General features: G+C 36.4%; 11 protein-coding genes. 5 read left to right on the top strand and 6 right to left on the bottom strand.

Going from position 1 to position 14,708, the window contains the following annotated elements; all coding sequences use genetic code 11:
- Positions 1-105: 105 nt before the first annotated feature.
- The 3 genes from ACJRPK_RS08005 to prfB all read right to left on the bottom strand — a co-directional run bounded on the left by ACJRPK_RS08005 (position 106) and on the right by prfB (position 4,288).
- Positions 106-2,526, bottom strand: coding sequence for a TonB-dependent receptor domain-containing protein (locus ACJRPK_RS08005; protein ID WP_407139412.1), 2,421 nt, complete (start codon positions 2,524-2,526; stop codon positions 106-108).
- A gap of 306 nt (positions 2,527-2,832) precedes the next feature.
- Entirely contained in the window at positions 2,833-3,177 is a 345-nt protein-coding gene (gene arsC / locus ACJRPK_RS08000) for an arsenate reductase (glutaredoxin) (protein ID WP_148783723.1), read from the bottom strand.
- Positions 3,178-3,189: 12 nt separating this feature from the next.
- Positions 3,190-4,288, bottom strand: a protein-coding gene (gene prfB, locus ACJRPK_RS07995) for a peptide chain release factor 2 (RefSeq protein ID WP_148783722.1) whose coding sequence is annotated in 2 segments (ribosomal slippage) — positions 3,190-4,224 and positions 4,226-4,288 — 1,098 coding nt in all. Because the reading frame shifts where the segments join, the coding sequence is not laid out codon by codon here.
- A gap of 100 nt (positions 4,289-4,388) precedes the next feature.
- Here prfB and ACJRPK_RS07990 point away from each other — a divergent pair.
- Together ACJRPK_RS07990 and ACJRPK_RS07985 are read left to right on the top strand one after the other, a co-directional pair.
- Positions 4,389-6,794: a zinc-dependent metalloprotease gene (locus ACJRPK_RS07990; protein ID WP_407139411.1), complete on the top strand. Its 2,406-nt coding sequence runs from the start codon at positions 4,389-4,391 to the stop codon at positions 6,792-6,794.
- Between the two features lie 29 nt (positions 6,795-6,823).
- On the top strand, positions 6,824-7,840 hold the full coding sequence (locus tag ACJRPK_RS07985; protein WP_407139409.1) for a threonine aldolase family protein: 1,017 nt from the start codon (positions 6,824-6,826) through the stop codon (positions 7,838-7,840).
- Between the two features lie 62 nt (positions 7,841-7,902).
- On the opposite strand, the gene ACJRPK_RS07980 is transcribed toward ACJRPK_RS07985, so the two are convergent.
- Positions 7,903-8,223, bottom strand: a complete 321-nt coding sequence (locus tag ACJRPK_RS07980; RefSeq protein ID WP_407139408.1) for a YegP family protein — start codon at positions 8,221-8,223, stop codon at positions 7,903-7,905.
- Between the two features lie 80 nt (positions 8,224-8,303).
- Positions 8,304-8,627 (bottom strand): YbaB/EbfC family nucleoid-associated protein, encoded by a 324-nt coding sequence (locus tag ACJRPK_RS07975; protein WP_407139407.1) that lies wholly within the window; start codon positions 8,625-8,627, stop codon positions 8,304-8,306.
- A 163-nt stretch (positions 8,628-8,790) separates the two neighbouring features.
- On the opposite strand from ACJRPK_RS07975, the gene ACJRPK_RS07970 reads away from it, so the two are divergent.
- The 3 genes from ACJRPK_RS07970 (at position 8,791) to ACJRPK_RS07960 (ending at position 13,461) form a co-directional block, all read left to right on the top strand.
- Positions 8,791-10,923, top strand: coding sequence for a S9 family peptidase (locus ACJRPK_RS07970; RefSeq protein WP_407139406.1), 2,133 nt, complete (start codon positions 8,791-8,793; stop codon positions 10,921-10,923).
- A gap of 88 nt (positions 10,924-11,011) precedes the next feature.
- Complete coding sequence (locus tag ACJRPK_RS07965; RefSeq protein WP_407139405.1) at positions 11,012-12,052, top strand: PLP-dependent cysteine synthase family protein; 1,041 nt, start codon at positions 11,012-11,014, stop codon at positions 12,050-12,052.
- 149 nt (positions 12,053-12,201) lie between these two features.
- The gene (locus tag ACJRPK_RS07960) at positions 12,202-13,461 is read left to right on the top strand and encodes an aminotransferase class I/II-fold pyridoxal phosphate-dependent enzyme (protein WP_407139403.1); all 1,260 of its coding nucleotides are present in this window, start codon (positions 12,202-12,204) and stop codon (positions 13,459-13,461) included.
- A gap of 94 nt (positions 13,462-13,555) precedes the next feature.
- On the opposite strand, the gene ACJRPK_RS07955 is transcribed toward ACJRPK_RS07960, so the two are convergent.
- Entirely contained in the window at positions 13,556-14,680 is a 1,125-nt protein-coding gene (locus ACJRPK_RS07955; protein WP_407139402.1) for a GTP cyclohydrolase, read from the bottom strand.
- Between the last annotated feature and the right edge of the window lie 28 nt (positions 14,681-14,708).

The following is a 14,708-nucleotide window of genomic DNA, read 5'->3' as shown; positions in this document are numbered from 1 at the left end:
TTTTTTGACCATTTGACCAGCAAAATGCCACCAAGGTTTAACTTGAAAAAGTTAAGGTCATGTTAAAAACACAACTGTTTATTTAAATAGATCACTATGAGATTCTTATGATCCTTTTTTTTGTTTAAAACGGTAAGTAAAAGAAAGATTGAATGTTCGTATGCGCCATTGGTATTCACTATACGATGAAAAAGTCGTGGCTGAAACGGTACTTTTACCTACGTTTGAATTAAAAAGGTCATTAATACCAAATGTTAGCGTAGCCTTGTTTTTGAATAAGTTCTTGCTGAAGGCAAGATTGGCTGTGAAAACCCCTTCATTTTCAATTTGACCATTACGTATAGGACCTCGGTAATCTAAGATAGTTTGCCAATCAACTTCGCCAGGTAATGTAAATTTGTTATTCAAACGTGCTGACCAGCTAACATCTGAAGCGTCAAAATTTTCATTTTCGAAATCTCCTTTGATATCATAATATGATCCGTTGAAATTCCCATTAATTCTCCATTTCTTAGTAGGATTATAAATGGCGGTAAATTCCACTCCGTAACGATCTGATTGGTCTAAATTTACCGGTGTTCTTGAGATCACAGGCACAAACGTTGGATTATTATTAGCATCTGTCCCAATTGCTACACGTTCTCCTGTGTTTATGTCTATAAACGTAAAAACATCAGACGTATGATTATAATATACCGAAGCATTTAGTGTGAGCTTAGGCATTTTATTTAAGTAGGATAACTCCACTACATTGCTGTAGCTGGGATCAAGATTGGGATTTCCCTGAAAAATATTTGAAATACTTGATCGTGCAGGAAAAGGATTTAAGAATGCAGTTCCGGGCCTTCTGATTCTTCTATTAAACCCTAAAGTAAGTGTATGTTTTTCACCAATTTCATAACCAATGTTGGTGGTAGGAAATAGATCGGTGTATTTTTTCTTGTTAAAATCGTTGCTTGTTTTTTGCTCAATTGTGATTCGCGTATTTTCAGCTCGAACTCCCAGAAGAATAGAGAATTTACCGAATTTACTTTCGAATTGAGCATACCCGGCATTCACATACTGTTGAAAATCTAACGTATTGGATAGGTCCGTATTTGTGATGATAGTATTGTTTCTATCTTCTTCCACCAAATATGCTGTTTCTCTATTATTAAAAATACCTCTATACCCAAGTTCAATTTTATAGTTGTCAGATAATGGTAAATTATAATCTGATTGCAATAAGATATTCTGTTGATCGATAGCTGTCTCGACTAACTCTTCGATGCTTGAATTTGTTTGTATGATACGAGTATTGTCGTTTTCTTCACTATTCTCAAATTGAAAATCAAATGAAAGTCTATGATCTGTATTTTCAAACTTTTTATCATAGTTTAGAGAATACTGACGAGTGATATTTTTTTCCTTATTGGGATCAATCCTTACATTATCAGAAACTGCATTTCTATTCTCGTCAAACTCCGTAATAAAGTTGGTAGTTTTATTATCTATATTGGAAGCACGGTATAAAAACTTATTGGTAATAGAAGAAGATTGATTCACAAACCATTCGATTCCCGAGTTGATGGTAAGACCTCTATAAATTCTATCATATTCTCTATCTTCCTGAATGTAAGAGTCCGGATCATTTCTGACCCCATTAGGCGCTGTAGGGTCTTCAATTAAATTAAAAAAGTGATTTTCGACAAAGGAGTTACCAGGCGTTTCGCGATAGGTATAACTAGTAAAATTGGTAATATTCACCTTATCTGTTCGATAATTAAAATTTCCTGAACCTCCACCTGTTTCTGGATAACCGGTTTTAGCAAGAAAGGTTGCATTAATTCCTGCTAGTTTGTTTCTCTTCATTATTAAATTAATTATCCCTGCAGTACCTTCAGCGTCATATCTGGCGGAAGGGGAGGTGATAACTTCAATGCGATCAATAGATTCTGCCGGGAGTTGTCTTAGTGCCTCTGCGCTTCGTAAACCTACAAGTGCAGAAGGTTTACCATCCACCAAAATGCGAACATTCCCGTTACCTCTTAGCGCAACGCTTCCTGATGGATCTACAGTTACAGAGGGAACATTATTCAAGACATCACTCAATGAGCCGCCTGCAGCAGTCAGATCTTTTCCAACATTGTATATTTTCTTGTCCAATCGAATTTCTACAGTGGTTTTATCCCCTTGTATAACTACATCCTCCAGCATCTCAGAGGATGGTTTTAATTCGAGATTTCCCAGATCAGTATTCTTAAGATAATTAGTGTGTTCAATTATTCGGGTTTCACAAGAAATATACTCAAGATGGATGGAATATATACCCGGGTTAATTTTTATCTGAAATTTACCCTTTTTGTCTGTGATGCCGCCAAACGCTATGTTTTCGGTATTCTGTTCTATAAAAGCAATAGTGGCATATTCTAGAGGTATTGAACTACCAGCTTCCGAAATCTGTCCGGATACCGTTATTTCTTTTTTGTTTTGCGCATATATTGACAAACTCAAAAGCATTATAGTAAGCACAATAACTTTCTTCATTATTCTATGGGTTCAAGAGTTTTTTTACTGTTTGGGGTTGGTAATTTATTTCAAATAATATACTAATGACTAAAGTGTTGGCTTCTTTAGTGACTACAATTTTATGACTATACCCCGTAATAATCAAGAAATAATTAACTATTCTTTAATAAAAATTAGGTTTAAAGTTTAAATCTTTTTGAAATACGTAATTAAACTATTTATCGTACGGCAAACCCGTATGATTTTAGGATTCTAACAAAAAAAGCGATATGCATTTAACATGCGTATCGCTTTTTAATTTTTTTTATTTATTGCATTGAGGCTTTAGAACAGCTTTTTTACATTTTCTGGAGGTCGACCAATCACCCCTTGACTATCTTTTGTGACAATGGGTCGCTCTATCAATTTTGGGTGCTCAATCAAAATTGAGATGAGTTCATCATCAGTCAATTGCTTGTCTTTATAATTTTCCTTCCATACGGCTTCGTTTTTGCGCACTAGTTCATGGGGAGCCATCTGTAGCTTTGTCAATAACGCTTGCATTTCCTTTTTCGTTAATTTTTGATCTAAATATTTGATGATTTCCACGGGCGCTGTTTGCTCTTCCTGCAAGATAGTTAATGTAGCTCTTGATTTACTGCAGCGGGGATTATGATAGATTGTGTACATAAAATATATAATTTATTCTTCTTCTTTTTGTCCCATCATCATAAGATAGGCTTTTAAAAACTCATCAAGATTCCCGTTCATAACAGCATCAACATTTCCGGTTTCATGAGCCGTACGTACATCTTTTACTAACTTATAGGGGTGCATCACGTAATTACGTATTTGTGATCCCCATTCTATTTTCATTTTCGAAGATTCAATTTCATCACGCTGAGCTTGTTGTTTCTTTAGTTCTATTTCGTAAAGCTGAGATTTAAGCATTTGCATTGCTTTTTCTCTGTTTTCTAGCTGCGAACGTGTTTCAGAGTTATGAATAACGATGCCAGTTGGGTGATGGGTAAGAATGGCTTTAGTCTCTACCTTATTCACATTTTGTCCTCCCGCACCACTCGATCTTGCAAAATCCCAATTAATATCAGCAGGGTTTATTTCGATCTCGATAGAATCATCGACAAGTGGATATACATAAATAGAAGCAAAGGATGTATGGCGTTTAGCATTGCTGTCAAAAGGTGATATACGAACTAACCGATGAACACCATTTTCACCTTTTAACCAGCCAAAGGCGTAGTCTCCTTCAATTTCAAGCGTAACGGTTTTAATGCCGGCTACATCGCCTTCCTGGTAATTGAGTTCTTTTATTTTATAACCGTGTTTCTCAGCCCACATGAGGTACATTCTCATGAGCATACTGGCCCAATCACAGCTTTCAGTACCTCCGGCACCGGCAGTAATTTGTATAACAGCACTTAAAGAGTCCCCTTCATCACTAAGCATGTTTTTGAATTCCAAACCTTCAATAAGCTCCAAGGCAGATGAATAACGTTCCTGAAGTTCTTTCTCTGTAGCTTCTCCTTCTTTGTAAAATTCAAATACTACTTCCAGATCATCCACAAGTGATTCACTCTTAGTATAATCTGCGACCCATTTTTTTTCGGTATTCAATTCTCGCATCAATTGTTCGGCTTTGCGAGCATCGTTCCAAAAATCAGGAGCAAATGTTTTTTCTTCCTGATTGGTGATTTCTATAGTTTTGGCATCAATGTCAAAGATACCTCCTTAACGCTACCTGGCGCTCTCTAAGATCAAGAATTGTCTCAGCTGTAATCATATATTCGATTTTTAGGCAAAAATAGGATTTAAGCGACTAGAATAAAATGATTTTGGTATTATTTTTATAGATTTAAGGTCTTAAATATAAACCTATACTCATGAGAATACTTAGCTTTTGCTTTTTAGTGATGCTATGTACTGAAGTAAGCGCTCAGTTTTTAGAGAAGCAAGAAGAACTAAAATCATACAAAGGATTTTTTACTTTTCATTATAATGAAGCTAAGGATGAGTTGTATTTGGAAGTTAATCGTTTAAATGAAGAGTTTTTGTATGTTCATGCTTTAGTAAGCGGTGTAGGTTCTAATGATATAGGACTAGATCGCGGACAATTGGGAGGAGGAGATATCGTAAAGTTTCAAAAACGAGGCAATAAATTACTTTTAGTTCAAGAAAATCTAAAATACAGGGCCAATACTGATAATATGCTTGAGAAGAAAAGTGTAGCTCAGGCATTTGCACAATCAGTTTTGTTTGGTTTCCCTATCAAGGAAGAAAAAAACGGGAAGTACGTTATTGATCTTACACCTTTTTTGTTGCAAGATAGTCACGGTGTAACTCAGCGGCTAAAAAAAATGAAAGAAGGAACGTATGCTTTGGATAAAAAACGAAGTGCTTTACTACTTGATAAATTAAAAGCATTTCCGAAGAATCTGGAGTTTGAGAGCCTGCTTACTTTCACAGGGACGCCCACCGGCAAATATCTAGCAAGTGTGGTACCAGATACAAAGGCAATTACCGTTGTACAGCATCATTCCTTTGTAGCGTTGCCGGATGCTGGTTATAAAATGAGGAGTTTTGACCCGCGTAGTGGGGCTATATCAATGTCATTCTATGACTATGCAGCGCCGATTGAATCTCCATTAAAAAAACAATTTATTCTACGTCACCGGTTAGAAAAAAAGAATCCGGATGCACCATTGAGTGAAGCAAAAGATCCTATTATTTATTATTTAGATCCGGGTACACCAGAACCGGTAAGAAGTGCTTTGTTAGAGGGGGCCTCATGGTGGAATACAGCCTTTGAAGCGATTGGATATAAAAATGCTTTTCAGGTTAAAATGTTACCACCTGATGCTGACCCGTTGGATCTACGATATAATGTTATACAGTGGGTGCATCGCTCGACAAGAGGGTGGAGTTACGGAGCCAGTATTATTGATCCTCGAACAGGAGAAATACTAAAAGGTCATGTAAGTTTAGGAAGCTTGAGAATTAGACAAGATTTTTTAATCGCCCAAGCGCTGCTTAATAAACCTTTTGCGGCTAGTGATGTTAATCATCAACCCATGTTGGACATGGCTTTATCCAGAATCCGACAACTGTCGGCTCATGAGGTTGGGCACACCCTTGGATTTGCTCATAATTTTGCTGCAAGTACATTCGAGCGCGCATCCGTCATGGATTATCCGCATCCTTTGGTGCAATTAAACGGAGGTAAAATTGATTTGTCAGAAGCGTACACACAAGAAATTGGAGCATGGGATAAAGTAACTGTCGCGTACAGTTATGCTGATGCCAGTGAGACTAATGAGAGTAAAGTTTTGGATTCAATACTGAATACCGCCTATGCCAAAGGTCTCCGTTTTATTACTGATAGCGATGCACGGGCCAAAGGAGGTGCACATGCTAAGGCACACTTATGGGACAATGGGGCAGATGTGAGCGATGGACTAGAAGAGGTGTTGGCTATACGAAAAATAGCAATGCACAATTTTTCTAAGGATAATATTCGTGTTGGTGAATCCTATTCTGTGTTAGAAGATGTTTTTGTTCCTCTGTATTTCTTTCATCGGTATCAAACAGAGGCAGTCATAAAGTCAATTGGCGGATTAACCTATAATTATGCAACTAAAGGTGATAAGCAACATATCACGTCGGTAGTTTCATCAAAAAAGCAGCGCAAGGCATTACAGGTTTTAAGTAAAACCTTATCAGCAGACGTTCTAGCGATTCCGGAAGATAAATTGAATTTATTTCCACCAAGAGCGTATGGCTTTGCGAGAACGAGAGAATCTTTTAAAAGTAAAACCGGAGTCGCATTTGATGCAATTAGTGCGCCTGTTACTTCAAGTGAAATGACCTTATCATTATTGCTACATCCGGAACGTGCTTCTCGACTTGTTCAACAAAAAAGTTTAGATGCAGATCAACTAAGTTTATCAGAGGTGCTTGATCAGGTAATAGCGACAACTTTTTTAAACAAGGCCTCGAACACTTATTATATGGAGATTCAAAAGAGTATACAGTTCAGTGTCATAAAGCATTTACTTCGTTTGAGCAGAGAATCTACAGCCTATCCACAGGTTAACGCCATTGCTCTGGCTCAATTGAAGGCATTGCAAGTAAGGCTTGTAAATAAGACATTAAAAATGGATGATGCATACAACACATTTTTAATCCATACCATAAAAAAGTATACAGAAAAACCAGATTTAATTCTAAAATCGAATACTATAGAAATTCCTGATGGATCTCCAATTGGGAGCTTTCAATGTACCTTTTAAAAACAAATTTTATAATAGCATTATAACGAATGAGAATAGATTTACGAAGTGATACCATAACCAAGCCCACTAAGGGGATGCTTCAAAGTATGATGAATGCGGTAGTAGGAGATGATGTGTATAAAGAAGACCCATCAGTTAATGAACTGGAAGCTTACCTGGCGAACCTTTTCGGCAAAGACACTGCTCTGTTTTTTCCAACAGGAAGTATGGCGAATCAGGCAGCTATAAAATTACATACACAACCGGGAGAACAATTGATAGCAGATCACTATGCCCACGTATTTAATTATGAAGGGGGAGGGGTCTCCTTTAATAGCGGAGTGTCTTGTAAATTAATAGAAGGGAATCGCGGAATGATTACTGCTGATCAGGTAGAAGCGGCTATAAATCCACCGGATTTTTATCACAGTCCGTTAACTACCTTAGTTTGCGTAGAAAACACAACGAATAAAGGTGGGGGAGCATGCTATGATATAGAGACCTTAAAAAGTATAAAAGATGTTTGTGAAAGACATGGGTTAGGCTTTCATCTGGATGGAGCACGTTTATGGAATGCCATGATTGCAAAAGATCAATCGCCAAAAGATTTTGGTAAGCTTTTCGATACTATATCGGTATGTTTAAGCAAAGGTTTAGGAGCCCCAATGGGATCAGTTCTTATCGGGGATACTGACCTAATGAAAAATGCGATACGTGTGCGCAAAGTTTTGGGAGGAGGTATGCGTCAGGTAGGTTTTATGGCTGCTGCAGGACTCTATGGGGTAAAACATCAGTGGGATCGATTAGCAGAGGATCATAAGCGTGCTCAAGAAATAGGAGAGGTATTAAGTACATTGCCTTTTGTATTGCATGTTGAACCGACCGATACTAATATTGTAATTTTCAAAATAGCTACAAATGAAGATGAATTTATTGCTAAAATGGCAGAAAAAGATATTCATTTTTACAGTATGGGGCAAGGTAAGCTAAGGCTTGTAACACATCATGATTATTCAGAACGAATGCATCAGTATTTTTTGGAAGTCTTACAAAGTATGGATTAAACTTTAGTGTATACAGGCTGAAACTGATATAATTTCAGCCTGTATATATCAAAATTAATTATTTAAATAGAGGTCTTTGTTGCGTTAGACGCATTTTTCTTAACCGATGCAATGCCATTTTCCATACCTGACTCAGAGGTATACATTTGGCTGCTTCCTATGACTTGACCATTTGAGGATTTCAAATTAAAATAAAAGCGACCATCCTTAGCAGTTTTTCTCTCGTAACGAATATCTTCTACCGAATTCTTCTTTACGGATTCGATACCGTTTTCAGCAGCACCTTTACTGGAATATAGTTCACTACTTAAAATAATCTGACCATTTTTGGCTTTCAATATAAAGTGATACGTATCATCATCCTTTTTTGTTAATTCAAACATATAAACGCTTCAAGTTAAAGTTAATCCTATAAAAATATGGAATTAAATGATGAATTAAAAGGAAATGGTCGTAACAGTGTTTACATGAATTTATCCAGTCCAGGGATATTTGGCATACCATCTTTTGCAACGGCTGCCAATTCATCTTCATTTACTTTTGTTGCCTTTGCAATAGCTTTGTTCAGTGTTAGAATCAAATAATCTTCTAATTGATCTTTATCCTCCATAAGTTCATCAGCAATAGTGATTTTTTTTATTTCTCGGTTAGCAGTTACGGTCACTTGTAATAAATTATCTGTACTGTTTTCATCGATAAGTACAGAGCTCATTCTCTTTTTAGTTTCTTCTACTCGAGCCTGGGTTTCTTTTAGTTTCCCCATCATTCCCATCATGTCTCCAAACATTTCTTTTTCTTTTTAATTAGTATTAAATACAAAATTACTATTTTGCTATGATAAACTAGACAGGATTTTTATTAAAAACTATGCATTACTTTTAATTGAGTGGTAAATCTTAAATTTTACTACAATGCTGTTGTTTGCTAAATTTCTGAAAAACCAACATTAGATGAAAACCTTTCAAATTATCTGCGTAGTATCGCTTATTTTTGCAACTTCGTGTACCAAAAAAGAAAATAAATTGAATACAAAACCAACGCCTCCAGTCGCAGAAAAAAAGGAAAATCAATTAGAGAAATTTGATGACATTCGACAGGATAATTATTTTTGGTTAAATGACCGAGAAGACCCTGAAGTTATTGATTATCTTGAAAGAGAGAATGAATATAACGATCAAATGACCGCTCATACCAAGGGGTTGCAAAAGCAACTCTTTGAAGAGATGAAAGCGCGAATAAAGGAGGATGATGCTTCGGTTCCATATAAATATAATGGCTACTGGTATATTACGCGTTATGAAAAAGGAAAGGATTATCCAATATATTCAAGAAAGAAGGAAACGCTGGACGCGGAAGAAGAAATTTTATTTGATTGTAATGAAGAGGCAAAAGGTCATAGTTATTACCGTTTAGTTGGTTTAAATGTAAGTCCGGACAATACCCGTGTAGCTTTTGGAGTGGATACGGTGAGTCGTCGTAAGTATACCATTCAAATTAAGAATTTGGTCGACGGAACCGTGTATGATGACACCATAGAAAATGCTACTGGTAGTAGTACGTGGGCTGCAGATGGTAAAACTTTGTTTTACACAAAAAAAGACGCTGAAACGCTTCGATCTTATAAAATTATGAAGCATACATTAGGTACTCAGGTTTCTGATGATGTTGAAGTTTTTAGAGAAGATGACGACACCTTTAATACCTTTGTTTATAAAACTAAATCAGACAAATATATTGTTATAGGATCGACAAGTACGCTTACCTCTGAGTATAGAATATTAAAAGCAGATGAACCTGATGGGGAGTTTAAAATTTTTCAACCCAGAGTGCGTGGTTTAGAATATGGGATTTCACACTATAAAGATCATTTCTATGTTCTGACCAATGCCGATAATGCTACCAACTTCAAACTTATGAAAACTGGAGAGGGTAAGACAAGTAAAGAAAACTGGGTAGACGTTATACCACATCGAGAAGAAACTTTACTTGAAGATATTGAGATTTTTAAGGAGTATTTGGTAGTAAGTGAACGTAATAACGGACTTAATAAAATTCAAATTAAACGATGGGATGGTTCACAAACCTACTACCTTCCTTTCGATAATGAAACGTATACTGCTTATGTAAGCACAAATCCGGATTTTGACACCAAAGTTTTGAGATATGCATACAACTCTTTGTCAACACCTAATTCGGTAATTGATTTCAATATGGAATCAAAAGAGAAAGAAGTTAAAAAAGAGCAAGAAGTATTGGGAGGAACATTTGATAAAAATAATTATACCTCAGAACGTATCTGGGCAATAGCATCAGATGGAACTAAAATACCGATGTCTCTTGTCTATCGCAAAGGCTTAAAAAAGGACGGAACTAATCCTATTTTGCAATATGGATATGGTTCTTACGGAGCGACGATTGATCCCTATTTTTCTACAGTACGATTAAGTTTACTTGACAGAGGATTTGTATATGCTATTGCGCATGTAAGAGGTGGGGAATATCTTGGACGTCCCTGGTATGAAGACGGAAAATTACTAAAGAAGAAAAACACCTTCACTGATTTTATAGATTGTTCAAAATTTTTGATTTCTGAAGGGTATACTTCAAAGGAGCATTTATACGCTATGGGAGGCTCAGCCGGAGGGTTACTTATGGGAGCCGTTATTAATATGGCACCCGAATTATATAATGGGGTAGTAGCAGCTGTTCCATTTGTAGATGTGATTACAACAATGCTAGACGATAGTATACCATTAACAACTGGAGAATATGACGAATGGGGTAATCCAAATGATGAGGAGTATTACAATTATATGAAATCGTACTCTCCTTATGATAACGTGACTGCGCAAGAGTATCCAAATTTATTAGTGACCACAGGTTTGCATGATTCTCAAGTACAATATTGGGAGCCTGCAAAATGGGTGGCAAAAATGAGAGCGACAAAGAAAGGAGATAATTTATTGTTATTACATACTAATATGGAGGCTGGTCACGGAGGAGCTTCAGGGCGCTTTGAAGCCCTAAAAGAAGTAGCCGAAGAGTATGCGTTTTTGCTAGATTTAGAGGGGATAACCGAATAATTGAAAAAAATAATGTAACTTCGTGGCGTTTTTTAGCCGTTTATCGACACCCCAAAATACTGTTCGATAAACTGTAAAAACTTACTTTATGAAAGAAAAGATACAGGCGTACAATAGTATTCTGGAGCTTATCGGCGACACTCCACTCATTAAATTGAACAGAATAATAAAGGATTTCCCCGGCAATTATTATGCAAAGGTTGAATCTTTTAATCCAGGACATTCTTCTAAAGATAGAATTGCTCTTTATATTATAGAACAGGCAGAAAAGAAAGGAATCTTAAAACCGGGAGATACTATAGTTGAGACTACCAGCGGAAATACCGGATTCAGTCTGGCTATGGTAAGTGCAATTAAGGGATATAAGTGTATTTTGGCAGTTAGCTCAAAATCATCGAAGGATAAAATAGCTATGCTTCAGACTATGGGGGCTCAGGTGCATGTTTGCCCTGCACATGTAGCTGCAGATGATCCAAGATCCTATTATGAAGTTGCCAAAAGGATACACAAAGAAACAAAAGGTTCGGTTTATATTAATCAATATTTTAATGAGCTGAATATTGATGCACACTTTAAGTCTACGGGACCGGAAATATGGAAACAAACCAACGGACATATTACTCACTTGGTAGCTTGTTGCGGAACAGGAGGAACAATATCCGGTACAGCACGATATTTGAAATCTAAAAATCCGGAAGTTCGCGTATTGGGAATAGATGCCTATGGCTCAGTTTTGAAAAAGTATCACGAAACTAAGGAGTTGGATGCAAATGAAATTTATCCATACCGTATAGAAGGTTTAGGAAAGAATTTAATTCCAACAGCTACTGATTTTGATAGTATTGATAAATTTGAAAAAGTTGGGGATGAAGAAAGCGCACTTACTGCAAGAGAATTGGCTAGATTAGAAGGTTTGTTTCTGGGATATACCAGTGGTGCTGCCATTCAAGGAATTAAACAATTAGCTGAACAAGGAGAATTTGATAGCACAAGTAATGTTGTTGTGTTGCTGCCGGATCACGGATCCAGGTATATGAGTAAAGTTTATAGTGACGAATGGATGCAGGAGCAAGGCTTTATGGATAGCAAAGAAACAACGACAACTTCAGATATCGAAGTGGTTAAATAATAGTACAAGTTAAAAACAATAGGCATCTGATCATTTTTCAGGTGCTTTTTTGTGAAATACTATTTTTTGTAAAGTGATGATAAATATTATTATGTCATCACATCAATTTTCAGTATTTTCGCAGACTTATAAAATCAAATTTAAGGTAGATGAGAGATTTATTTGATAAAATTTACAAGGATAAAGGTCCTTTAGGAAAGTGGGCAGACAAAGCAGAAGGTTATTTTGTATTTCCAAAGCTTGAGGGCCCTATATCAAATAGAATGAAGTTTCAGGGTAGAGATGTAATCACCTGGAGTATCAATGATTATTTAGGATTGGCTAATAAAGCTGAAATAAGAGAAGTGGATGCTCAAGCAGCAGCTGATTATGGTTCTGCATATCCTATGGGGGCCAGAATGATGAGTGGTCATACAGATCTACATGAAAAGCTTCAGGATGAATTAGCAGCTTTTGTTGATAAAGAAGCGGCCTATCTTCTTAACTTTGGTTATCAGGGTATGGTGTCTACAGTAGATGCATTGGTAACAAAAGATGATATTATAGTCTATGATGTCGATGCACATGCATGTATTATTGATGGGGTAAGACTTCATCAAGGGCAGCGATATACGTATCGTCATAATGATGTAGAGAGTATAGAGAAAAACCTGATGCGTGCCACTAAGATGGCAGAAAAAACCGGTGGAGGAATTTTATTGATTTCTGAAGGGGTTTTTGGTATGCGCGGTGAACAAGGAAAACTAAGAGAAATTGTAGCGCTAAAGGAGAAATATAACTTCAGGCTTTTTGTAGACGATGCTCACGGATTTGGTACCTTAGGTAAAACAGGTGCAGGAACTGGTGAGGAGCAAGGTGTACAAGATCAGATAGATGTTTATTTTGCTACATTTGCAAAATCAATGGCAAGTACAGGAGCATTCATTGCTGCTGATAAAGAAATTATAGATTTCTTAAAGTATAATTTAAGATCTCAAATGTTTGCAAAGTCTTTGCAAATGCAATTAGTTATCGGAGCGTTAAAGCGTTTGGATATGCTTAGAACAATGCCAGAACTTAAAGATAAGTTATGGGAAAATACAAATGCGTTACAAAACGGATTGCGTGAAAGAGGCTTTGATCTAGGTACAACACAAAGTTGTGTGACGCCTGTGTATCTCAAAGGAAGTATTCCTGAGGCAATGGCATTGGTGAAAGACTTACGGGAAAATCATGGGGTTTTCTGTTCGATTGTGGTATATCCCGTGATTCCAAAAGGATTAATTTTATTGAGATTGATCCCAACTGCGTCACATACGCAACAGGATATAGATGAAACATTGGTTGCTTTCTCAGCCATTCGTGAGACACTGGAAAACGGTACTTATAAAAGAATTTCTGCTGCAGTTGCAGCAGCTATGGGGGAGTAACCTTATTCCCTCCGTCATATATTATAAGAAAAAGCCACCGATCGGTGGCTTTTTTTATGACAAACTGTTCCTGCGCTATCGCACAGTTAAAATGCTAGTTTTCGATACTTTTACGATACGTTCTACGCATTTTGTGTTGTTCATGGTCATAATCGTTCCAAAGTGCTTGTATTGCCTTGTTTTCTTCTAGTTCTGGGTTTGTCTCAACTACTTCAATTCCATTACGTAAGAAAACCTCATTCATTTCTTTAAAAATAAGAGCTGTAACCCCTTTGTTTTGATATTCTGGATCGATACCAATCAAATAAAATGCGGCGGTGTTGTTTTTTCGCTGTGCTTTGAGAATGTGGAGGAAGCCTAGAGGATACATCTTTCCATTCATTTTCTTTAAAGCTTTAGAAAAAGAAGGCATCACAATTGAAAAAGCAATTAATTTACCTGTTTTGTCAGCAATACAAGTTATGTATTGCGGATTGATGTAAGGTAAATATTTCTTTTTGTACATATCAATCTGATATTGCTGGATAGGTACAAACGTTTGAAGCCCGCTGTATGTTTTATTGAGTAGGTCAAACATCTCATCTGCGTAACCTAAGATCTCTTTACTATTATTGAATTTTATCAAACTGAGCTCATAGCGTTCTTTGATAATGTTAGAAAACTTAATTACCTTTTCTTTTATTTTTTTAGGGACCTGTATTCTATATTCCACCCATGTTGCAGCTTTTTCAAAACCAAGCTGTTCCATATGCTTTTGATAGTAGGGATAATTATACCAAGTAATCATTGTATTAAGCTCTTCGAACCCTTTGATTAAAATCCCTGCTTTATCCATGATCGAAAATCCAGCCGGACCCTCCATGTACTCGAGTCCATTTTCTGCTCCATACATAGCTACTTTGTCTAAAAGTGCTTTAGTTACATCAACATCATCAATAACGTCATACCACCCAAAACGGACTTTAGATTTTTTTTGTTCTTTGACCTCAATCCAATTGATTATTGCTGCCACACGGCCCACAACTTTATTATCTTTATATGCTAAAAAGAATTTAGCTTCAGAGTTTTGAAAAACAGGATTTTTCTTAGGATTCAATACATCTAGTTCCTCTTTAATAATTGGGGGAACGTAATAGGGTGAGTTTTTATATACTTCAAAAGGAAATTTAACAAAGGTTGTCAAATCTCCTTTTGAAGTAATTTCTTTAATCGTAATCATACATCTTCTCTAGTTCGTAGCAAATATA

The organism is Aquimarina sp. 2-A2, from assembly GCF_045505135.1.
GTDB classification, from domain to species: domain Bacteria; phylum Bacteroidota; class Bacteroidia; order Flavobacteriales; family Flavobacteriaceae; genus Aquimarina; species Aquimarina intermedia.
This window is presented reverse-complemented; position numbering and strand designations above follow the sequence as displayed.

Excerpts from the sequence above, each read along its gene's own strand:
- ACJRPK_RS07980 (WP_407139408.1), bottom strand. The coding sequence starts at position 8,223 with ATGTTTGAATTAACAAAAAAGGATGATGATACGTATCACTTTATATTG.
- ACJRPK_RS07970 (WP_407139406.1), top strand. The coding sequence starts at position 8,791 with ATGAAAACCTTTCAAATTATCTGCGTAGTATCGCTTATTTTTGCAACT.
- ACJRPK_RS07990 (WP_407139411.1), top strand. The coding sequence starts at position 4,389 with ATGAGAATACTTAGCTTTTGCTTTTTAGTGATGCTATGTACTGAAGTA.
- ACJRPK_RS08005 (WP_407139412.1), bottom strand. The coding sequence starts at position 2,526 with ATGAAGAAAGTTATTGTGCTTACTATAATGCTTTTGAGTTTGTCAATA.
- ACJRPK_RS07955 (WP_407139402.1), bottom strand. The coding sequence starts at position 14,680 with ATGATTACGATTAAAGAAATTACTTCAAAAGGAGATTTGACAACCTTT.
- ACJRPK_RS07985 (WP_407139409.1), top strand. The coding sequence starts at position 6,824 with ATGAGAATAGATTTACGAAGTGATACCATAACCAAGCCCACTAAGGGG.
- arsC (WP_148783723.1), bottom strand. The coding sequence starts at position 3,177 with ATGTACACAATCTATCATAATCCCCGCTGCAGTAAATCAAGAGCTACA.
- ACJRPK_RS07965 (WP_407139405.1), top strand. The coding sequence starts at position 11,012 with ATGAAAGAAAAGATACAGGCGTACAATAGTATTCTGGAGCTTATCGGC.
- ACJRPK_RS07960 (WP_407139403.1), top strand. The coding sequence starts at position 12,202 with ATGAGAGATTTATTTGATAAAATTTACAAGGATAAAGGTCCTTTAGGA.
- ACJRPK_RS07975 (WP_407139407.1), bottom strand. The coding sequence starts at position 8,627 with ATGTTTGGAGACATGATGGGAATGATGGGGAAACTAAAAGAAACCCAG.